At 70.7% G+C, this 20,718-nt stretch carries 15 protein-coding genes; 6 read left to right on the top strand and 9 right to left on the bottom strand.

Annotated features, from left to right (window positions below):
- Positions 1 to 3: 3 nt before the first annotated feature.
- The gene (locus tag BM236_RS09575) at positions 4 to 1,740 is read left to right on the top strand and encodes a rhamnan synthesis F family protein (protein WP_091122959.1); all 1,737 of its coding nucleotides are present in this window, start codon (positions 4 to 6) and stop codon (positions 1,738 to 1,740) included.
- Here the strand turns inward: BM236_RS09575 and BM236_RS09570 are convergent.
- Together BM236_RS09570 and BM236_RS09565 are read right to left on the bottom strand one after the other, a co-directional pair.
- Positions 1,721 to 3,784 (bottom strand): acyltransferase family protein, encoded by a 2,064-nt coding sequence (locus BM236_RS09570; RefSeq protein WP_091122957.1) that lies wholly within the window; start codon positions 3,782 to 3,784, stop codon positions 1,721 to 1,723. The two genes, BM236_RS09575 and BM236_RS09570, sit on opposite strands and share 20 nt — an antisense overlap.
- Positions 3,781 to 5,703 (bottom strand): rhamnan synthesis F family protein, encoded by a 1,923-nt coding sequence (locus BM236_RS09565; RefSeq protein WP_091122954.1) that lies wholly within the window; start codon positions 5,701 to 5,703, stop codon positions 3,781 to 3,783. Before BM236_RS09565 ends, BM236_RS09570 begins: the two co-directional genes overlap by 4 nt.
- A gap of 90 nt (positions 5,704 to 5,793) precedes the next feature.
- Here BM236_RS09565 and BM236_RS09560 point away from each other — a divergent pair, with 90 nt between their 5' ends.
- Positions 5,794 to 6,867: an NAD-dependent epimerase/dehydratase family protein gene (locus BM236_RS09560; protein ID WP_091122952.1), complete on the top strand. Its 1,074-nt coding sequence runs from the start codon at positions 5,794 to 5,796 to the stop codon at positions 6,865 to 6,867.
- A gap of 44 nt (positions 6,868 to 6,911) precedes the next feature.
- On the opposite strand, the gene BM236_RS09555 is transcribed toward BM236_RS09560, so the two are convergent.
- Positions 6,912 to 8,849, bottom strand: a complete 1,938-nt coding sequence (locus BM236_RS09555) for a TIGR03960 family B12-binding radical SAM protein (protein ID WP_091123323.1) — start codon at positions 8,847 to 8,849, stop codon at positions 6,912 to 6,914.
- A 160-nt stretch (positions 8,850 to 9,009) separates the two neighbouring features.
- On the opposite strand from BM236_RS09555, the gene BM236_RS09550 reads away from it, so the two are divergent.
- Both BM236_RS09550 and BM236_RS09545 read left to right on the top strand, forming a co-directional pair.
- Positions 9,010 to 9,936: a hypothetical protein gene (locus BM236_RS09550; RefSeq protein WP_139230072.1), complete on the top strand. Its 927-nt coding sequence runs from the start codon at positions 9,010 to 9,012 to the stop codon at positions 9,934 to 9,936.
- A complete protein-coding gene (locus tag BM236_RS09545) occupies positions 9,933 to 11,327 on the top strand; it encodes a glycosyltransferase family 1 protein (protein ID WP_091122948.1) in 1,395 nt (464 codons plus the stop codon). The genes BM236_RS09550 and BM236_RS09545 overlap by 4 nt, the downstream gene beginning before the upstream one ends.
- Here BM236_RS09545 and BM236_RS09540 read toward each other — a convergent pair.
- From BM236_RS09540 to BM236_RS09515, 6 genes are read right to left on the bottom strand one after another with little or no spacing between them, the layout of a single operon-like run.
- The gene (locus BM236_RS09540) at positions 11,324 to 13,024 is read right to left on the bottom strand and encodes an MDR family MFS transporter (protein ID WP_091122946.1); all 1,701 of its coding nucleotides are present in this window, start codon (positions 13,022 to 13,024) and stop codon (positions 11,324 to 11,326) included. The two genes, BM236_RS09545 and BM236_RS09540, sit on opposite strands and share 4 nt — an antisense overlap.
- A gap of 51 nt (positions 13,025 to 13,075) precedes the next feature.
- A complete protein-coding gene (gene rodA, locus BM236_RS09535; RefSeq protein WP_091122943.1) occupies positions 13,076 to 14,233 on the bottom strand; it encodes a rod shape-determining protein RodA in 1,158 nt (385 codons plus the stop codon).
- Positions 14,230 to 16,314 carry a penicillin-binding protein 2 gene (gene mrdA, locus BM236_RS09530; protein ID WP_091122940.1) on the bottom strand — a complete coding sequence of 695 codons (2,085 nt, stop codon included), beginning with the start codon at positions 16,312 to 16,314 and terminating at the stop codon, positions 14,230 to 14,232. Before mrdA ends, rodA begins: the two co-directional genes overlap by 4 nt.
- Positions 16,311 to 16,829 (bottom strand): rod shape-determining protein MreD, encoded by a 519-nt coding sequence (gene mreD / locus BM236_RS09525; RefSeq protein WP_245750235.1) that lies wholly within the window; start codon positions 16,827 to 16,829, stop codon positions 16,311 to 16,313. Before mreD ends, mrdA begins: the two co-directional genes overlap by 4 nt.
- The gene (gene mreC / locus BM236_RS09520) at positions 16,826 to 17,746 is read right to left on the bottom strand and encodes a rod shape-determining protein MreC (RefSeq protein WP_091122938.1); all 921 of its coding nucleotides are present in this window, start codon (positions 17,744 to 17,746) and stop codon (positions 16,826 to 16,828) included. The genes mreD and mreC overlap by 4 nt, the downstream gene beginning before the upstream one ends.
- 1 nt (position 17,747) lies before the next feature.
- Positions 17,748 to 18,776 (bottom strand): rod shape-determining protein, encoded by a 1,029-nt coding sequence (locus tag BM236_RS09515; protein WP_091122935.1) that lies wholly within the window; start codon positions 18,774 to 18,776, stop codon positions 17,748 to 17,750.
- A gap of 214 nt (positions 18,777 to 18,990) precedes the next feature.
- Here BM236_RS09515 and BM236_RS09510 point away from each other — a divergent pair, with 214 nt between their 5' ends.
- Together BM236_RS09510 and BM236_RS09505 are read left to right on the top strand one after the other, a co-directional pair.
- Entirely contained in the window at positions 18,991 to 20,091 is a 1,101-nt protein-coding gene (locus tag BM236_RS09510; RefSeq protein ID WP_091122932.1) for an S-(hydroxymethyl)mycothiol dehydrogenase, read from the top strand.
- Positions 20,091 to 20,702: an MBL fold metallo-hydrolase gene (locus tag BM236_RS09505; protein WP_091122931.1), complete on the top strand. Its 612-nt coding sequence runs from the start codon at positions 20,091 to 20,093 to the stop codon at positions 20,700 to 20,702. Before BM236_RS09510 ends, BM236_RS09505 begins: the two co-directional genes overlap by 1 nt.
- Positions 20,703 to 20,718: the final 16 nt, after the last annotated feature.

Genomic DNA, 20,718 nt, shown 5'->3' with positions numbered 1-20,718 from the left:
CCGGTGCGTCGCGTCGTCTTCTACCTGTTCTTCGATCCAGCTGGCGTCGTCGACGACTTCGTCCTCCACAAGCTCGCCTCACTCCGCGACCACGCTGAGCACATCTTCCTCGTCTCGAACGGCCCGCTGTCCGGTCCCTCGCGCGAGCGGCTCGAGGGCCTCGTCGACACGATCTGGGTCCGGGAGAACGTCGGCTTCGACGTCTGGGCCTACAAGGAGTCGCTGGACCGGTTCGGGCGACAGCGTTTGGCGGAGTACGACGAGCTCGTGCTGATGAACTACACGTTCTTCGGTCCCGTCGGCTCCTTCGCACCGCTCTTCGACGACATGGAAGCCCGCGACGTGGACTTCTGGGGCATCACCGACCACGCGGCCACCGTCCATCCGGCCGCTCCGGACAAGCCGCTGCCGGAGCACATCCAGTCCCACTGGATCGCCGTGCGACGTCGGATGTTCAGCCACGAGACCTGGCACCGGTACTGGCGGGACCTGCCCATGACGAGCAGCTATGTCAGCTCGATCACCGGCCACGAGGGGCGCTTCACGCAGTTCTTCAAGGACGCCGGCTTCGAAGCCGCTGTCGCATATCCGGCCGAGAGGTACCCGACCTCCCACCCGGTCATCGAGAACACCGTCGAGCTCTTGGCCGACGGCTGTCCGATCGTCAAGCGCCGCTCGTTCTTCAGCGACCCGCTCTACCTCGACAAGCGCGGCATCGACACGACCGAGATCGCCGACGAGATGGAGCGGCGCGGCTACCCGGTCGAGATCGCTCTGCGCAACCTCGCCCGCACCAGCGAGCCGCGGGTGCTGATGACCAACCTCGGCCTGCTGGAGATCCTGTCCGACCGGGCGCCGGCCGCCGCCGCGCCCAGCCGCGTGGTCGCGATCGGTCACGTCGCCGCCGGCACGGACCCCCGCCGCCTGCTCGGACGCCTGGAGCAGCTGCCGACCGGGACGCAGGTCGTCCTCACCGTGCCGGACGACGCGACCGGCGAGATCGTCTCCGCCGCCGTCGAGGACCGGACCTACGACGCCGAGATCCGTGTCCTCGGCACTCGCCGGGGCGAGGACGTCGCCGCGCTTCTGGTCGGCTGCCGCGACGTGATCGCCCGCGACGACGTGGACCTGCTCGTCAGGCTCCGGACGGTCCGCGCCGCCAGCGAGGGGCGGGCCCTCCAAGCCGCCTTCTGGGAACGTCAGCTGCACGACAACCTGCTCCGCTCCAGCGGCTACTTCGCGAACGTCGCCGCCCTGTTCGATGAACACCCCTCGCTCGGCATGGTCTTCCCTCCCGCGGTCCACATCTCGCGCGCCACGTTGGGCTTCGGCTGGCGCGGCACGCGGCTCGCCGCGAAGGCGCTGGCCGCCGACCTCGGTATCGACGTGCCCTTCGACAAGCGCACCCCCGTCGCCCCGTACGGCGGCATGTTCGTCGCCCGGCCGCAGGCACTGCGGCCCCTGCTCGCCGCCGACTGGGGCTTCGAGGACTTCGCGGATCCCGAGGACGACTCCCTCCGTGCCTTCGAGCGGCTGGAGAACGTCGTCGAGCGCCTGCTCGCCTACGCGTCGCTCGGCCAGGGGCTGCATGTGCGCGAGGTCGCCCATCCCGCGACGGCGGCGCTGTCCTACAAGTACCTCGAGTACAAGTACCAGCTCGTGGCCGCGGAGGTCGGCTCGAGACCCGACGTCCAGCTGCGGACGATCCGGGGCCTCAAGGCTAGCGCGAAGAAGGGCTGACCAGCTTCTCGACCGCCGGCTCGAGGTAGGGCACCAGCGTCCTCGAGAACGTCTTCGACAGGTGGTTGAAGTCGGAGAACACGATGACGCCACCGACGACGGCGCTGCACCGCTTGCTGCACACGAAGCGGTTCAGGTCGATCACGCGGACGTCGTCGGAGCCGCGCTCCCTCGCCGCCGCAGCGAGCGGGTCGGGCCCGATCCACTGCTCCGGCGGCGCGCCGCAGGCGTCGAGGTCGTCCTCGTGCGCAGCTACGCAGTCGGGCGGCTCGTTGTTCTGGTCCATCGGGGCCGGCGTGTCACGGATGACCAGGACCGGCGTCGTCGTTGCGATCTGGTCCAGCACCCCGGCGTACATCTGGGGAGTGGCCTTCGGATCGCGGTCCATCGTCGCGAGGATGGCTCCGTCGTAGCCGCCCTGGGCGATCCGCTGGACGATCGAGTGCTGCAGCCGCTGGCACTCCTCGCTGCTCGTGCCCGTGCTCGTGTCGATGTCGCGCCGCACGTCGGTCGACGCGCAGACGCCGACGACGAACGTGTCGACCCGCCAACCGTGCTTCCTCGCGATCCGCTGGAGCGCCTCGACCCACTGGCCGGCGTGCGAGTTGCCGAACAGCGCGATCTTTCGCTCCGGCGCCTGCTTCTTCCCGAGCTCACAGGAGATCGGGGTCGTCTTGAACGGCGGCCAGTTCAGACAGCCGAGGATGCCGTTCGTGATGTCCGCCTTGGCGAAGGCTGGGGTAGTCACGAGCTCCGGGTCCGACGGGCAGTGGTGTCTCGGGTCGAGCGCGGCGGCCCCGACGCATCCGGATCTGCTGCCGAGCGCGGCGTCGACCCGCTCCTGGGACTGCTCGACCTCGTGTGCCACCCGCGCCGAGACGCCGGCGGCGGCCGCGACGACGACCAAGGAGAGTGCCACGCCGCCGAGCAGGATGCGACCGGAGTGCTGGGCGAGGAACCGGGCGCGGCGGACCGGGTTCTCGACGAACCGGGTGCTCAGCCATGCCGCCACGACGGAGACGACGACGATCGCGACCGACTCGGGCAGCCGGCGTCCGTGCCCGAGCACGTAGGGCGTCATCACGATCAGCGGCCAGTGCCACAGGTACATCGAGTAGGAGACGTCACCGACGAACTGCACCGGCCGTGCCCGGACGAGCCAGCGCGGGTTGAGCCGGTGGTCCGGGTCGCCGGCGGCGATGACCGCCGCCGCGCCGAGCGTCGGCACCAGCGCGGTCGCGCCCGGGAAGGGTGCGCTGGCGTCGATGAACAAGAGAGAGGCCAGGATGGCCGCCGCCCCCGCGTAGAGGACGGCGACGCGAGCACCGGCACGCGCCAGCGCACGACGGACGACCGGGTAGGCGACCGCCAGCAGGCTGCCGATCCCCAGCTCCCAGATACGGGTGAAGGTCGAGAAGTAGGCGACGTCCGGGCGCTCCCCGGTGAGCAGGACGGAGTAGACGAGCGATCCGGCCACCACCAGGGCGAGGCCGGCGAAGGTCACCCAACGGCGGGCGACGACGACGAGGAGGCCGATCAGGAGCGGCCACCCGACGTAGTACTGCTCCTCGACCGACAGCGACCAGAAGTGCTGGAAGGGCGAGGGCGCACGGTGGGCGTCGAGGTAGTCGGTCGTGTCCGCGATCAGGCGCCAGTTCTCGACGTAGAAGGTCGAGGAGAGCGCCTCATGCGCCATCCGCTCCCACTGACCCGGGGACATCCACAGCAGCGCGGCACCGACGGTCGCCAGAACCACGACGACCACCGCCGGCAGCAGGCGGAGGACACGACGGGACCAGAACCTCGCGAGGTCGGCGGGCCGTGCCGGCGGCGCTCCGATGAGGTGGGTGGTGATGAGGAAGCCGGAGATGACGAAGAAGATGTCGACGCCAACGAAGCCGCCGCGCATCACACCCGGCCACAGGTGGTAGAGCACGACGGCCACGACAGCGACCGCCCGCAACGCCTGGATGTCCTTCCGCTTGCCCTCCACGACCGGGCCACGGTCATGGGGTGCGCGGATCATCACGGCCTCAGCCGTCACGACCTCGACTCCCGCGCTTGCCGCGCGAGCCGGCGGGCGACCTGGGAGGGGGCACGCAGCAGGCGCCCAGCCGTGGCACGGGGGCCGGGTCGACGCCGCGGGGCCACGGGAACCACGCTGCTCGACGCCGACTTCTTCGCGCCGGTCCGTCCGTGCGCCTCGCGCAGCCGCCGGTTGACCCGGCGCAGGCGGGCGAGCCGACGCTGCGTGCGGTGGAGGAAGTCGATCTGCTCGCGAGCCGTGCCGGGCATCCCGGCGGCGACGGCCTGGTACTTGTACTCGAGGTAGCCGTAGTTGAGCGAGGCCAGCTCCGTGCTGAGCACCTCGTGGACGTGCATGCCCTCGCTCAGCGCTCCGTAGCAGACGAGCCGCTCGAGGACGTGGGTCAGCGCCCCGTCGGCGTACCCGCCGTTGTCGGGGAAGTCGGAGTAGCGGTAGCCGCCGCGGAGCAGCGGGCGCAGGGCAGCGGGGCGGGCGACGAACATGCTGCCGTACGCAGCCACCGGCGTGGAGTCGTCGAAGGGGACGTCTATCCGGAGCCGTCGGGCCTCGCGGGCGGCCGGCCCGCGGTTGGTGAACCAGGCATGGCCGAGCGTCGGATATCCGATGTGGATGACCGGCGGGACCACGACTCCGAGTGTCGGGCTCTCCTGGAACAGCTTGAGGAGGCTCGCCGCGTGGCCCGGTCCGGGCAGGAGGTTCTGCAGGAGGTGGCGGCGGAACATCTCGCCCACGCCGGCGGCGTCCTGGGGGCTCATCTTCGAGTGCAGCCGGACGATCACGTCGTAGTCGTCGGACTCGATGATGTCGGCGCATCCCACGAGCAGGGCGGCCATGTCCCGACCCTGGTTGTCGACCAGGCGCACCTCAGCGACGACGCCGCGCCGCTTCAGCACCGCCTCGATCTCGGTCCTGGCTTCCTCGAGCGGCGTGGTGACCACGAGGTCGTAGCCGCTCGGGAGCGTGTCGAGGTGGTCGAGCAGGAGGTCTGTCATCTCCGGGTAGAAGATGTGGACGAGAGCGACCACCCGCAACGGCCGTTCGGCGTCGTAGCCGAGGTCGACATCGGGGAGGATCTCCAGCAGCCCGAGGTTGGTCACGAGGTCCCGCGGCTTCGTCGTGCGGGCGAGGTTGGCGAAGAGGTGGTCCATCGGATATCCGGTGCGCTCGATCTTGCGCCGCAGCTCACGGCCATCGAGTGCGAGGCTCTCGGTGTAGAGCGGCTCGCGGAACAGCGCCCGCCGCTTCACGATGGGGCAGCCCGCGTCGATCATCAGGCCGGGCGTGTCCATGATCGGGTGCTGGGACGGGAAGTCCGTCGCCGGGAAGGCCACGCGATGCCGGAAGCCCGCCTGGTCGAAGTGGTGGGTGAGGCGCGCCTCGTAGTGGCTGACCGCCTCCAGGTAGGTCGGGGTCATGGGCATCTCGTCCCAGAACTGCCGCCACGCTTCGGAGGTGAACATCCGACGGCGGACGGCGATCCAGTGGGACTGCAGATGCGCCTCCATCCGCGGGGCGCCGTCGATGAACGGGTGCGGCTCGACCGCGTCGTGCTCCGAGATGCCCCAGAAGTCCAGGTCCGCGTCGGCGTCCATCTCCGCGAAGAGCGGCTCGTAGGAGCCGAGCGGGCCGAAGAAGGTGCAGTTGGTCAGGAGCAGCTCGTCGTACTCCGCCAGCGCCTCGGCACCCAGCTTCGCCAGTCCCTCCTTGAAGGCCCAGACGTCGAAGCCGATGTTGTCCCGCTCCCACACGTCGTCCGCGACCGCGGCCAGCCTCTCCCGGCTCACCGGGTCCAGCGCGCAGTTGGCAACCACGACGATCCGCGCGGCGTGGCCCCGCAGCGCCCGCAAGTGATGAGTGACGAACTCATCGACTTGCGGCCGGGCGTCGTAGAAGTGGTAGAAGGCGATCCGTCGCATAGGTCCTCGTGTGCGGCTGACAACGGCCGGCAGGTTGATCGACCGTGTGTGATGCAATGATGACGGCCTCAAGAACGTAATGGAGAATCGATGTACTCAACCGTCCTGGTGACCGGTGGCGCCGGATTCATCGGTTGCGCCCTGTCCTCGCACCTGGCGGACAACTTCGATCGCGTCGTCGCGCTCGACAACCTGCACCCGCAGATCCACGCCTCGCAGGCCCGCCCGGCCGAGCTCGACCCGCGCGTCGACCTGATCGTCGGCGACGTCTGCTCCGCGGCCGACTGGGACCGGGTGCTCGGCGGCGTGAGCCCCACTGTCGTGGTCCACCTCGCGGCCGAGACCGGCACGGGGCAGTCGCTGACCGAGGCGACCCGTCACGCGGCCGTGAACGTCGTCGGGACCACCGAGATGCTCGACGCGCTCGTGCGGCACGAGAACCTGCCGGAGAAGATCGTGCTGACCTCCTCGCGAGCCGTCTACGGCGAGGGCGCGTGGGTCGATGGCGACGGTGGCCTCCACTACCCTGGGCAGCGCTCGGCCGCGATGCTCGAGTCCGGCGTCTGGGACTTCCCGGGCCTTCGTCCCACCCCGTTCGAGAGCTCGCAGGTGACGCCGGCCCCGACCAGCGTCTACGGCTCGACCAAGCTCGCCCAGGAGCACATCCTGACGTCCTGGTGCCTCGCCATGGGCGTGACGCCGGTGATCTACCGGCTGCAGAACGTCTACGGACCCGGCCAGTCGCTGACGAACCCCTACACCGGCATCGTGTCGTTCTTCGCCCAGCGGGCGAAGGCGAAGGAGGTCATCCCGGTCTACGAGGACGGCGACATCGTCCGCGACTTCGTCTTCATCGACGACGTCGCCACGGCCCTGCTGGAGGGCATCCTGCACTCCGAGGCCACGGAGTCGGCGTACGACATCGGCTCGGGTGAGGCGACGAGCATCATGCGTCTCGCGCAGCTCATCGCCGCCAACTACGCCGCCCCGGCACCCCAGGTCAACGGGATGTTCCGCAACGGCGACGTCCGCCACGCCAGCTGCGACATCAGCCGCACGGTCAAGACCCTCGGCTGGAAGCCGAACGTCATGGTCGACGAGGGCGTCACCCGGCTGTGCGCGTGGATCGACGCACGACTCGCGAAGACCAGCGGCCGCTCCTGACGGCAGTCGCGGGTGCGCCGGGCTCCGCCACAGGTAGGCGAGCCTCAAACCACCGACAGCGGGAGCAGCTTCTGCCCGGTCGGGCCGATCTGGATCTCGGTGCCCATCTCGGGACACACGCCGCAGTCGTAGCACGGCGTCCAGCGGCAGTCCTCGATCTCGATGTCCTCGCCGGCGGCCGCTGCGAGGGCGTCCTCCCAGTCGGCCCACAGCCAGTCCTTGTCCAGACCGGAATCGAGATGGTCCCAGGGCAGGATCTCGTCGTAGGAGCGATCGCGGGTGGTGTACCAGTCCAGGTCCACGCCGCTGTCCGAGAGCGCGGCCTCAGCCGAGGAGATCCAGCGCTCGTAGTCGAAGTGCTCGCTCCAGCCGTCGAAGCGGCCGCCGTCGCGCCAGACCGCCTCGATGACCCGGCCCACACGGCGGTCGCCGCGGGACAGCAGCCCCTCGACCGTGCCCGGCTTGCCGTCGTGGTAGCGGAAGCCGATCGCCCGGCCGAACCGCTTGTCCGACTGGACCTCGGCGCGCAGCTTGCGGAGCCGCTCGTCGGTGGTCTCGTGGTCGAGCTGGGCGGCCCACTGGAACGGCGTGTGCGGCTTCGGCACGAAGCCGCCGATGGAGACGGTGCACCGGATGTCGTTGCGGCCGGAGACCTCGCGTCCCTTGGCGATGACCTTCTTCGCCAGGTCGGCGATGGCCAGCACGTCGTCGTCGGTCTCGGTCGGGAGTCCGCACATGAAGTAGAGCTTCACCTGGCGCCAGCCGTGCGAGTACGCCGTCGCGACGGTGCGGATGAGGTCCTCCTCGGTGACCATCTTGTTGATCACCTTCCGCATCCGCTCCGAGCCGCCCTCCGGCGCGAACGTGAGGCCCGATCGGCGACCGTTGCGGGAGAACTCGTTGGCGAGAGTGATGTTGAAGGCGTCCACGCGCGTCGAGGGCAGGGACAGCGAGACGTTAGAGCCCTCGTAGCGGTCGGCGAGCCCGGTCGCGATCTCGCCGATCTCGGTGTGGTCGGCGCTGGAGAGCGACAGCAGGCCGACCTCCTCGAAGCCCGACTTGCGGATGCCGTTCTCGACCATCGCGCCGATGGTGTTGATGGACCGCTCGCGCACCGGGCGGGTGATCATGCCGGCCTGGCAGAAGCGGCAGCCACGGGTGCAGCCGCGGAAGATCTCGACGGAGAACCGCTCGTGCACGGTCTCGGCGAGCGGCACCAGCGGCTTGGCCGGGTAGGGCCACGCGTCGAGATCCATGAGGGTGTGCTTCCGGACCCGCCACGGGATGCCCGGCCGGTTGGGTACGACGGCCTCGATCGCGCCGTCGGCGGCGTACGCCACGTCGTAGAACCGCGGCACGTAGACGCCGCCGGAGACGGCGAGCCGGCGGAGCAGCTCGTCCCGGCCACCGGGGCGGCCCTCGCCCTTCCACTCCCGCACGACCTCGGAGATCGCGAGCACGACCTCCTCGCCGTCGCCGAGCACGGCCGCGTCGATGAAGTCGGCGATCGGCTCGGGGTTGAAGGCGGCGTGGCCACCCGCGACGACGATCGGGTGGTCGTCACCGCGGTCCGCAGCGTGCAGGGGGATGCCGGCCAGGTCGAGAGCGGTCAGCATGTTGGTGTAGCCGAGCTCGGTGGAGAAGCTGATGCCGAACACGTCGAAGTCGCCCACCGGACGGTGACCGTCGACGGTGAACTGCGGGATCTGCTCCTCGCGCATGATCTTCTCGAGATCCGGCCAGACCGCGTAGGTCCGCTCGGCGAGCATCCCCTCGCGCTCGTTGAGCACCTCGTAGAGGATCGCGACGCCCTGGTTCGGCAGGCCGACCTCGTAGGCGTCGGGATACATCAGCGCCCACCGGACGTCGGTGGTCGCCCAGTCCTTGACGGTGGAGTTGAGCTCGCCGCCGACGTACTGGATCGGCTTCGAGACCCGGCCGAGGTGCGGCTCGAGGCGGGGGAAGACAGACTCGCCGGACATGGTCACCAGGGTACGTCCGGAGCGCTGTCCGATCCGATTCGAGACGACGGGGGGATCGAGAAGGCAGCGGCGTGGACGGGCGTCGATGCCCGACGGCGATCCGCGCCGTCCTCTTGCCATCTATCGCCCTGGGATCACCGCTGCTGTGCGACCATTGCGCGTGCTTCCGGAACTGGGCATGCTCGCCGCCGCGATCGAACGCCAGGTCATCGACCTCCACCGCAGCACCGGCGTGGTCCTAGATCGCGCCATCGGCCGCGGCCGTCGGCACAACAAGGACCTCGCCCGGGTCGTCTCCGACCTCCCCGCCGGGGAGCGGCTGCTGCTCCGTGCGCTGTCGCGCGACTACGCCGCGGCGGTCGACGGGGCGGACCCGAGGCCGGACCTCGCCGAGCTGCTCTCCCCCGCCGACGTGGTCGCCCTCGCGAACGCGTCCGGGCTCCACGTGGTCTCGCTGGTGCCGTACGGCGCCCTGCTCGACGGGCCCACGCCGGGCCCGTCCCACCTCGACCCGGAGTCGACCACGTACCGCTGGCGGCGCACGTTGTCCTGGATCCCCGAGGACCCTCACCTGCTCGATCTCATCCTCTTCGTCGAGCGTGCTCTGGTCGAGCACATGCCCCCCACGGTCGCCCCCCGGATGCTCGTCGTCCTGGAGAAGCGGCGAGACCGATCCGGTAACAACCGCTGGCTGCGCGACCGGAGCGCCGCGGCGGAGGCATGGTCGAGGGACTCCTCGGCAGGCCTCGCCCGGCTGGTGACCGCGGAGACCAGGTCCGAGCTCGACCGGCTGCTCGAGCCCGTTCGCGCCCGCTACCTCGGGTTCGTCCTGCTCGACGTCGCGCTGCGGCGCCTCGGCGGGCTCGACGAGTCGGCCGTCCTCACCCCGGCCCGGGCTGCGGAGTTCCACGCCTGGCAGCGGGCGGCGCGGATCGACGCAGCGACGACGGCGTTCCTGAGGTCGTGGCCCCGGGGATGTCCGTCCCGCAAGCACCGCGGCGTCGACACGACGCTCGCGGTCGACTACCCGATCCAGAAGGAGCTGCTGACCGAGCACTTCGGGCTGTTCGATGGGAGCGACGCATGACGCGACCGACGGCCATCGTCACCTACCTGTGGGAGAAGCACCTCGGAGCGCTCGACGACTTCCTCGTGACCCACCCGGTCGACGCCGTCGTGGTCGACGCACATCATCTCAACGACCGGCTGCACGGGATCGTCGAGCGCCACGGCTGCACCCTGGTGACGTTGCAGCAGAAGTTCGCCGAGACGGCCGCGTTCCGCGACACCGCCCTGACCGCCGTCGGGGACCTGCGCGACCGTCTGGACGGCACCGAGTGGGTCGGCGAGGGAATGGTGGCGAGCCCGGGAGAGATCCCCCGCCTGCGCGCGCTGCTCTCCGAGGCGGTCGGCGTTCACGTTCCTGCGGCGGTGATGCTCCTCAACGCTCTGGGAGCCATCCGCAAGGTCTACGACCTGAAGCTGTTCGTCACCAGCGAGGACGTCCAGTCGATGCCGAAGGTGGCGACTGCCTGGGCGCGGGCACGCCACATCCCGAGTCTCCATGTCGCCCACTCGCTGGCGCTGGTCGATCCCTACACCGTGCACGCACACCTCGTCGCCGACGTCCTGGCGGTGTACGGCGACCGTGGGGCCGAGGGCTACCTCGACCTGGGGATCGAGCCCCACCGGATCGTGTCCACGGGCAACCCGGCCTGGGACGTCTACAGCCGGCTACGGGGCGAGCGCAGCGCCGTGCGGGAGCGGCTGGTCGACAGCTACGACCTGGACCCGGGGCTTCCCATCGTCACGTTCGGAACGACCCATTCGGGCCGGATGACAGCGAGCGACACGGGCAACGCTCACCGGGACAGCCTGGCGGCGTTCCTCGCGGCGGTGGCGGAGATGGAGCAACGAGGCGTCGCCTTCCAGACGGTCGTCAAGGACCGCATGAGCAACATCGGCATCGGCGACGAGCTGCTGACCGCGTTGCTCGAGAACAGCGGAGTCCGCCAGCGCGTCACCTACGCCAACGACGACACGTCCGAGTGGGCCGTCGCCTCCGACATCCTCGTCGGCGTCGACTCCAACTACCTGGTGGAGGCGATGCTGGCGGGTACGCCGGCTGTCAACCTCATCGGGGTCGGCAGCCTGCCTGCGCCGCCACCCTTCGACGGCGCCTCGGGTGTCGTCGAGGCCGAGCCGGGTGAGCTGGCGACTCGCCTTGCCTCGCTGCTCGAGGACGATGACCTCCGAGCGCGCCAGCTCGACCTGGCCGCCCGCCGGCTCGACCACTACCACCGCGGCGGGACGGACGGCCTCGCCACCGCTCGCGTTGCCGAGCTGATGGTCAGCCTCGCGCGCCGCGGCCGGCCCGCCGGACCTCGACCCGTCGAGCCGACGGCGCCGGACATCCCTCCACGGTCGGTCGCGAGCAGCGTCCTGCGCAGAGCCCTTCGCTCGGTGACCCGCAGCTAGTCGTCGGAAGCCGTCCCTGGGGCGGCCGCCTCGCGCTCCGCGCGCTGGGCCGCGACGGCCGCCGACGCGGACTGCTGGCGCAGCTCCACCTCCGGCATGAACAGCAGCACGACGAAGGCGACGACCCCCAGGCCGCCGGAGACCCAGAACACCGAGGAGATGGAGTCGGCGAAGCCGGCCTTGAACGGGTGGGAGAGGACCGGGTTCATCTTCTCGATGATCGAGGAGTCGTCCTGCACGTGCTCGAAGACGCTGTTGTCGCCGGCGAGCACCTGCTTGTCGATCGCGGTCGGCCGGAAGGAGGGGTCGTCGGCGAGCCGCTGGATCTGCGGCTTGGCGTCGGCGAAGGCCTGCTGGATGTTGGCCCCGACGCCGCCGAAGAGCAGGGACAGGAAGATCGCCACGCCGATCGTGCCGCCGATCTGGCGGAAGAACGTCGCCGAGGACGTCGCCATGCCGATCGCGCTCGGCGGCACCGAGGACTGCATGGTGAGCATCAGTGGCTGCATGCAGTTGCCGACGCCGTACCCGACGCACGCCATCATGATCCCGACCACCCACAGGTGCGTGTCGGCCGAGATCGTGGTGAGCGCGAACATGCCGAGCGCCATCAGGCCCGAGCCGAAGATCGGGAACATCCGGGTCCTGCCGGTGCGGGAGATGATGCGGCCGGACGTGATCGAGGCGGTCATCAGGCCGGCGACCATGGGCAGCATCAGGAAGCCGGACTCGGTCGGCGTGGCGCCGTGCACGATCTGCATGTAGAGCGGCAGCAGCATCATGCCGCCGAACATCCCCATGCCGACGATCACGCTGGCGATCACGGTGACCACGGCCGGCCGGATGGTGAAGAGCCGCAGCGGGATCAGCGCGGCCTGCTTCATCTTGGCCTCGGCGCCGATGAAGGCGAGCAGGCCGATGGCCGCGATGGCGAAGCAGGCGATCGAGCGGCCGGTGCCCCAGCCCCACTCGCGGCCCTGCTCCAGCACGGTCAGCAGCGGGACCAGGCAGACGCACAGCGCCAGGGCGCCCATCCAGTCGATCGGCGAGGGCCGGCGGACGTGGTGGACGTGGAGGGTCCTGAAGATGACGACCAGCGCGACCAGGCCGATCGGGACGTTGACCAGGAACACCCACCGCCAGCCGGTGATGCCGAGGATCGAGTCGCTGCCGGCGAGGAGGCCGCCGATGACCGGGCCGAGCACGCTGGACGAGCCGAACGTGGCCATGAAGTAGCCGGTGTACTTCGCCCGCTCGCGCGGGGACACGATGTCGCCGATGATCGCCAGGACCAGCGTGAAGAGGCCGCCCGCGCCCAGGCCCTGGACGGCGCGGAACGCGGCGAGGCCGTACATCGAGGTGGCGAACGAGCACAGCGCCGAGCCGATCATGAAGATCGTGATCGCGAACATGAAGAGCCGCTTGCGGCCCCACAGGTCGCCGAGCTTGCCGTAGATCGGCGTGGTGATCGTCGAGGTCGTGAGGTAGGCGGTCGTCACCCAGGCCTGTGCCGACAGGCCGTGCAGGTCGTCGGCGATCGTCCGGATCGAGGTCGAGACGATCGTCTGGTCCAGCGCCCCCAGGAACATCGCCAGCATGAGGCCGCCGATGATCCGCAGGATCTGCTGGTGCGAGTACTCGCCGGGCGCGGGGGCGGGCTCGCGGGCGACGGCGGCGGCGGGATCGGGTGTGCTCATCGGCTCCCAATGTAATGGCCCGACCAGCACCGGCTCGACCGGACCGTCGCCTCAGCGAACCGCGATCAGGCGCGGCGCGTCGACCGGCCGACGTTCGGTGGCGCGCACCGACCGCGCGTGGATGTTCTGCAGGAGCCCGACCGCCACCAGCGAGGCGAACATCGAGCTGCCGCCGTAGGACAGGAACGGCAGCGGTACGCCGGTCACGGGCATGATCCCCAGGCACATCCCGACGTTCTGGAACGCCTGGAAGCCGAACCAGCAGGCGATCCCCGCGGCCGCGATGCGGCCGAAGAGGTCGTCGGTGCGCGCCGCGATGCGCAGCGCTCGCCAGAGCACGACGCCGAGCAGCGCGACCAGGAGTCCGGCGCCGACCAGGCCGAGCTCCTCGCCCGCGACGGTGAACACGAAGTCGGTGTGCTGCTCGGGCACGAAGCCGCCCTGCGTCGACCTGCCGTGGAAGAGGCCCTGGCCGAACAGCCCGCCGTTGCCGATCGCGATGCGGGCCTGCTGGACGTTGTAGCCGGCTCCCTTGGGATCGAGGCCAGGATCGGTGAAGGCCATGAAGCGGTCGATCTGGTACGCCTTCAGCACGCCCGCCGTGACCGCCGTGACGGCCAGCGTCACCGCGCCGGCGGCGAGCAGCGCGAGCCAGCGGCGGGGGGTGCCGGCCGCGGCGAGCACCCCGAAGACGGTGGCCGAGAGCACGAGCGTGGTCCCCAGGTCCGGCTGGAGCACGATCAGCGCGCTCGGGACGGCGGCGACGAGCAGCATCGCGACCACGTCGCCCACCCCGACGCGGGAGCGCCAGCGGCCCTCGGTGCGCTCCGCCAGGACCAGGGCCATGGCGATGACGACGGCGAGCTTGGCGAACTCCGACGGCTGCAGCGACATCCCGCCGAGGTCGATCCAGGAGCGCGAGCCGTTGATGGTCTCGCCGCTGGTCAGCACCAGCGCCAGGCCGCCGATCGAGCCGACGTAGACCAGTGGCGTCACGATGCGCAGCCAGCGGTGGTCGGTCGCCCAGACCACCGCCATCAGCAGCAGCCCGATGACGACGTTGACCAGCTGCTTGCGCAGGAACATGCCTCCGTCGCCACCCGTGAGGGCGTCCCGGTGCGACGTCGCCGACCAGACCAGCAGGCACGAGACGGTGACGAGGACGCCGGCCGCACCGAGCAGCAGCCAGTCGACACGACGCGGGTTCACTTCTTCTCCCCGGAGGCGGGCGGCAGGATCGCGCCGTCGTCGGCGAACGTCGGCAGCCCCTTGGGCGGCGTCGTGCCGCGGATGGCGGCGTCCTTCGCGTGCGGCTGGTGGTCGTCGCCGACGCCGTAGAGCGCCTCCCAGATGTGACGCACCGGCTCACCCGCCGTACCCGATCCGGTTCCGCCCTGGGTGACCATCATGACGACGACGTAGTCGCCGTCGAAGGTGGCGACCCAGGAGGTCGACTGCTTGCCGTTGACCTCGGCCGACCCGGTCTTGCCGCGGATCTTGACCTGGTCGAGCGGGAAGTCGTGGAACTTCCAGGCCAGGGTGCCGACCTTCGGGGTGCCGAGCAGCGCCTGGTCGACGTAGTCGATGGCCTTCTTCGACACCTTCACGTGCCGTTGGACCTGGGGCTTGATCTTCTTCAGGACGGTGCCGTCCTCGGACACGACGGCCTTCCCGACGGTCGGCTCGAAGAGGGTGCCGCCGTTGGAGATGGCGGCGTACGCGCGGGTGAGCTGGAGCGGCGTGACCATGGTGTCGCCCTGGCCGATCGTGAAGTTGGCCGCGTCGCCCTGGCGGAAGTAGTTGCCCTCCAGGCAGAACTCGTGGGCGAACTTCCGCATGAACGCCGAGTCGGCCTTCCCCGACCTGTCCAGCTTGCAGTAGTAGCCCCGCATCGCGTCGAAGTAGGCGGCGCGCCACTTCCGGTCGCCCACCCGGCCGCTCGCCTCACCGGGCAGGTCGATGCCGGTCCGGCTGCCGAAGCCGAACGACTTCGCGGCCGCCGCCAGCGGGTCCTTGGCGTTCGCGTTGGCGGGATCGGAGCCGAACTTGTCCCAGAAGTGCAGGCCGACGCGGTAGAAGAAGGTGTCGCAGGAGACCTCGAGCGCCCGGGCGAAGGTGATCTGCCCGTAGGACTCCGACTCGTAGTTCTTGAACCAGCGGTTGCCGATCTGCAGTCCGCTGGTGCAACCCAGCGTGGTGTCGGTCGACATCCCGCCGGTGATCGCGCCGGTCGTCATGATCGGCTTCCAGGTCGAGCCGGGCGCGAACTGCCCTTGGGTGGCACGCTGCAGCAGCGGGTTGCCGTCCTTCACGGAGTAGAGCGCCTTGAGCTGCTTCTTGGTGATGCCGCCCACCCACACGTCGGGGTCGTACGTCGGCTGGCTGGCCATCGCCACGATCCGGCCGGTCCTGGCCTCCATCACGACGGCCGCGCCGGAGTCGGCGACGTAGTTCTTGTGGGTCACCTTGTCGTAGGTGCCGCGCGCCGTGGTGATCGCGTCGTGCAGCTGCTGCTCGACCACGCTCTGCAGCCGGGCGTCGATGCTGGTCACCAGCGTGTCGCCGGGCTGCGCCGCGACGCTGTCGCCGTCCCCCAGCGGGCGTCCCAGCGAGTCGACGGCGACCGACGTGTGCCCGGGCAGGCCGCGCAGCCACTCGTCGTACTCCTTCTCGACGCCGGCGCGGCCGACCGCCGAGGTGGCGTTGAGCGAGGGGTCGTCCCGGTCGCGGGCGGTCTTGTACTCGTCCCCCGTGATCGGGCTGAGGTAGCCCAGCACGTGGGCGAGGTTGACGCCGAACGGGCGCGGGTAGGCGCGCACCGACTGCTGCTCGGCCACGACGGCCGGGTAGTCCTCGGGCTGCTCGAGGATCGCCAGCGCGACGGCCTCGGGGACGTCGGAGGCGATCGGCACCGGCTGGTAGCGCGAGCCGTTCCAGTCCGCGAGCGCCTTCTCGATGTCGCCGACGGCCACCTTGGTCGCCTTGGCCACCCGCTGGAGGAGCTCCGTGCGGTCGGCGTCGGCGAGCTGGGCGAGGACGTTCTTGTCGATCTCGACGACCCACGCCTTGCGGTTGGTGACCAGCGGCCGGCCCATGTCGTCGACGATCAGCCCACGGGCGGGCTGCTGTACGACCTCGCGCACCGACTGGGAGGCGGCCTTTGCGGAGTAGGCGTCCCCCGTGACGACCTGCACGTAGTAGAGCCGGACGAGCAGCGTCGCGAAGAGCGAGAAGACGAGCGCCTGCAGCACGATGAGCCGCAGGCGGGAGGTCTTGGCGGTGGAGCTCATCTGGTCGTCGGCTCCAGGCGCCGGAAGGCGGCCATCACGCCGGGCAGGACGAGCGGAGCGAGCAGGAGGTCCCAGACCAGGCTGATCGCGATCGCCTGGAGCAGCTCGCCGATCCCGACGGCCGGGTCGCGCAGCACGACGCCGGTCAGCGCGAAGATGCTGCTCCCGACGAAGCTGCAGGCGGCCACGGTGGCCATCACGGTCGTCGCGGTGGGCGCGGCGCCCGGGCGGGCGTCCTGACGGACCCGACCGGCGACGTAGCCGACGACGAGCAGCGCGAGTGCCCAGCGCCCGGCGAGGTGGTCGGCCGGCGGGGCGAGGTCGAGCACCAGTCCGGCCGCGAAGCCGGTGACCATCCCGAACTCACCGCCGCGCACCAGCGCCACGCCGACGACGACGAGCAGGGCCAGGTCGGGCACGATCCCGCGCCAGGCGAAGGAGTCGAGGACGCTGGTCTGGAGGACGACGGCCAGGGTGATCAGGCCGGCCGTCAGCGCGATGCGGGGTCCGCTCACTTCAGCCTCCCGTCGGCGTCGATGATCGCGCGGTCGCTCTTCGTGCCGCTCGGGACGGCGACGCCGACCACGTCGAGGCTGGTGAAGTCGACCATCGGGGTGATCCGCGCGTGCTGGGTCGAGTCGCGCACGTTGGCGTAGACGGAGTCGACGACGCCGACGGGCACCCCGGCGACGTACGGCGCCCCCTTGCTGCTCCCCCAGGTCACGACCGTGTCGCCCTCGGCCGGGATCTCGGTCTGGTCGAGCAGCTCGAGGTCGAGGTCGCCGGTCCCGAGGTTGCCGGTGCCGTGCACGAAGCCGACCTCCATGCTGGAGCCGACGCGTCCTCCGACGACGGAGTCGGCGTCGGCGATGAGCAGCACGGTGGCGGTCGTCCGGGTCACCCGCAGCACCCGGCCGACGAGGCCGGCGGAGTTGACGACGGTCATGTCGGGCGCGATGCCCGACGAGGTGCCGGCGTCGATGGTGACGGTCCGGGAGAAGGACTGGCTGGCGCCGTACCCGACCACGCGCGCGGGTACGACGGCATAGCCGATGTTCTGGGCCGCGGCCGTCAGCCCGTCGTACTCCGCGAGCCGGTTGCGGTCGAACCCGGCCGTCGCGACCTGCTGGCGCAGCGCCGCGTTGTCGTCCTCGAGCCGACCGACCTGCCTGCGCAGCGCCGACTGGCTGTGGAACCGGTCGGGGATGCTCGTGACCGGGCGGGCGAGCGTGCTCGCACCGGACTCGAGCGGTCCGAGCACCTCGCCGACCAGTCGGCGCGCAGGCGTCAGCGCCGGGCCGGTCAGGTCGAGGACGAGCAGGACGGCGCACGCGAGCAGGAGCGCCACGACCGTCGGGCGCTTGGGCGTGCCCGGGTCCGGGCGCTCGAGGCCGCCGCGTCGATTGATCCGCTCGGGGTTGAGAAGGACCATGTCAGTAGCCCCGCCGGTCGGCGAGCAGCACCTGGCGCAGCGCCTCGAACTCCTCCACGCAGCGTCCCGCACCCAACGCGACGCTGGTCAGCGGGGAGTCGGCGACGTGGACGGGCATGCCCGTCTCGTGGCGCAGCCGCTCGTCGAGGCCGCGCAGCAGGGCGCCGCCGCCGGTCAGGACGATGCCGCGGTCCATGATGTCGCCGGCGAGCTCGGGCGGAGTCTGGTCGAGGGTCGCGCGCACCGCGTCGACGATGTCGTGGAGCGGCTCCTCGAGGGCCTTGCGGATCTCCGCGCTCGACACGGTGACCGTGCGCGGCAGCCCGGAGACCAGGTCGCGGCCGCGGATCTCGGCCTCGGGCTCGCTGCTCATCGGGAACGCGTTGCCGAGGGTCATCTTGACCTCCTCCGCGGTGCGCTCGCCCAGCAGCAGGGAGTGCTCCTTCTTCATCCACTGCACGATCGCGTTGTCGAGGTCGTCGCCCGCGGTGCGCACGGAGAGCGACGTGACGATGCCGCCGAGCGAGATCACGGCGACCTCGGTGGTGCCGCCGCCGACGTCGACGACCATGTTGCCCGTCGGCAGGTGGACGGGCAGGCCGGCGCCGATGGCCGCGGCCATCGGCTCCTCGACGATGTAGACGCGCCTCGCACCGGCCTGGTAGCCGGCCTCCTTGACCGCGCGCTGCTCGACGGCGGTGATGCCGCTGGGCACGCAGATGACCATCCGCGGCTTGGCGAAGTAGCGGCGGCGGTGCACCCGCTGGATGAACCAGCGCAACATCTGCTCGGTCGCCTCGAAGTCGGCGATGACGCCGTCCTTCAGCGGGCGCAGCGCGGTGATGTTGTCCGGCGTCCGGCCCAGCATCCGCTTGGCCTCGTGGCCGACGGCGAGCACCTCGCCGGTCGACTGGTTGAGCGCGACGACGCTCGGCTCGTCGACCAGCACACCCTTGCCGCGCACGTAGACGAGCGTGTTGGCGGTGCCGAGGTCGACCGCCATGTCGCGGCCGATGACGCTGTTCGCCATGGGATGCCTCGCTGGTGCCGGGGAAGGGGCGATGACGGCGGACTCGCCTGAGGCAAGCTCCGCGACGAGGCTAGGCGCTGTTACTGGTGTTTCTGGTGAGGCACGCCGGGCGACCACCTCGGGCTCACGCCGAAGGACTGAGTGCCGGGAGCCGGGACGCCCGCCCTAGGCTGCTGGAGGTCAGCAGCCGTGGGCAGCGTGTGAGGAGTGGTCGATGCAGCAGGTGAAGGCGGTCGTCGCCAAGGGCAAGGGGCTCCCCGTCGAGCTCGTCACGATCAACGTCCCGGACCCGGGCCCGGGTGAGGCGGTCGTGAAGGTCCAGGCCTGCGGGGTCTGCCACACCGACCTGCACTACCGCGAGGGCGGCATCAACGACGACTTCCCCTTCCTGCTCGGCCACGAGGCCGCTGGTGTCGTGGAGGCGGTCGGCCCGGACGTCACCGAGGTCGCGCCCGGTGACTTCGTGATCCTCAACTGGCGCGCCGTGTGCGGCGAGTGCCGCGCGTGCCGGCGCGGCGACCTGCACTACTGCTTCAACACCCACAACGCCACCCAGCGGATGACGCTCGAGGACGGCACCGAGCTCTCCCCCGCCCTCGGCATCGGCGCCTTCGCCGAGAAGACGCTGGTCGCCGCGGGCCAGTGCACCAAGGTCGACCCGTCGGCGCGACCGGCCGCGGTCGGCCTGCTCGGCTGCGGCGTCATGGCCGGCATCGGCGCGGCGATCAACACCGGCGCGGTCACCCGCGGCCGGTCGGTCGCGGTGATCGGCTGCGGCGGCGTCGGAGCGGCCGCCATCGCCGGGTCCGCGCTGGCCGGCGCCTCTCCGATCATCGCCGTCGACATCGACCCCCAGAAGCTGGCCAAGGCGCGCGAGCTCGGCGCCACCCACACCGTCGACTCCAGCCAGGTCGACCCGGTCGCCGAGATCAAGCGGATCGCCGCCGAGACCTACGAGGGCGCCGACGGCGCCGACGTGGTCATCGAGGCGGTCGGCCGGCCCGAGACCTGGAAGCAGGCGTTCTACGCCCGCGACCTGGCCGGCACCGTCGTGCTGGTCGGCGTGCCCACGCCTGACATGAAGGTCCCCGACCTCCCCCTCATCGACGTCTTCGGTCGCGGCGGCGCGCTGAAGTCGAGCTGGTACGGCGACTGCCTGCCGTCCCGGGACTTCCCGATGCTCGTCGACCTCTACCAGCAGGGTCGGCTCGACCTGGACGCCTTCGTCACCGAGGAGATCGGCATCGACGACGTCGAGGCGGCCTTCGAGCGGATGCACCACGGCGACGTGCTGCGCTCGGTGGTGATCCTGTAGTGGCCGCCCGGGTGGACCACGGCATCACGTCGGGCACCTTCAGCCTCGACGGACAGACGTTCGACGTCGACAACAACGTCTGGGTCGTCGGCGACGACGCCGAGTGCATCGTCATCGACGCCCCACACTCCGTCGACGCCATCCTCGCCGTCGTCGGCGACCGCACGGTCAGGGCCATCGTGTGCACCCACGCCCACGACGACCACGTGCGGGTGGCGCCCGAGCTGCGCGAGCGGGTCGGCGCGCCGATCCTGCTGCACCCGGACGACCGACCGCTGTGGGAGCTCACCCACGGCGCCGAGCGGTGGGACGAGGACCTGTCCGACGGGCAGCGGATCGAGGTCGGCGGCACCGTGCTCGAGGTCGTCCACACGCCCGGGCACGCGCCCGGCGCGGTCTGCCTCCACGCGCCCGACCTCGGCCGCGTCTTCACCGGCGACACGCTGTTCAACGGCGGGCCCGGCGCGACCGGCCGCTCCTACAGCGACGCGGACCTCATCGTGGAGTCGATCCGGGCGCGGCTGTTCACGCTGCCCGACGACACGGTGGTGCACACCGGCCACGGCGAGGACACCACCGTCGGAGCCGAGAAGGCCCGCGACGCGGGTTGACCAGCCGGCCGGACCG

It is taken from the genome of Nocardioides terrae (assembly GCF_900112345.1).
In the GTDB taxonomy this organism is placed as follows: domain Bacteria; phylum Actinomycetota; class Actinomycetes; order Propionibacteriales; family Nocardioidaceae; genus Nocardioides; species Nocardioides terrae.
The sequence above is the reverse complement of the archived record's forward strand: the minus strand, read 5'-3'. Positions and strand labels throughout refer to the sequence as shown.

Bases quoted from the DNA above. Each gene is read 5' to 3' on its own strand.
- BM236_RS09560 (WP_091122952.1), top strand. From the start codon at position 5,794: ATGTACTCAACCGTCCTGGTGACCGGTGGCGCCGGATTCATCGGTTGC.
- mreC (WP_091122938.1), bottom strand. From the start codon at position 17,746: ATGGTCCTTCTCAACCCCGAGCGGATCAATCGACGCGGCGGCCTCGAG.
- BM236_RS09555 (WP_091123323.1), bottom strand. From the start codon at position 8,849: ATGTCCGGCGAGTCTGTCTTCCCCCGCCTCGAGCCGCACCTCGGCCGG.
- BM236_RS09565 (WP_091122954.1), bottom strand. From the start codon at position 5,703: ATGCGACGGATCGCCTTCTACCACTTCTACGACGCCCGGCCGCAAGTC.
- BM236_RS09540 (WP_091122946.1), bottom strand. From the start codon at position 13,024: ATGAGCACACCCGATCCCGCCGCCGCCGTCGCCCGCGAGCCCGCCCCC.
- BM236_RS09545 (WP_091122948.1), top strand. From the start codon at position 9,933: ATGACGCGACCGACGGCCATCGTCACCTACCTGTGGGAGAAGCACCTC.
- BM236_RS09510 (WP_091122932.1), top strand. From the start codon at position 18,991: ATGCAGCAGGTGAAGGCGGTCGTCGCCAAGGGCAAGGGGCTCCCCGTC.
- mrdA (WP_091122940.1), bottom strand. From the start codon at position 16,314: ATGAGCTCCACCGCCAAGACCTCCCGCCTGCGGCTCATCGTGCTGCAG.
- BM236_RS09515 (WP_091122935.1), bottom strand. From the start codon at position 18,776: ATGGCGAACAGCGTCATCGGCCGCGACATGGCGGTCGACCTCGGCACC.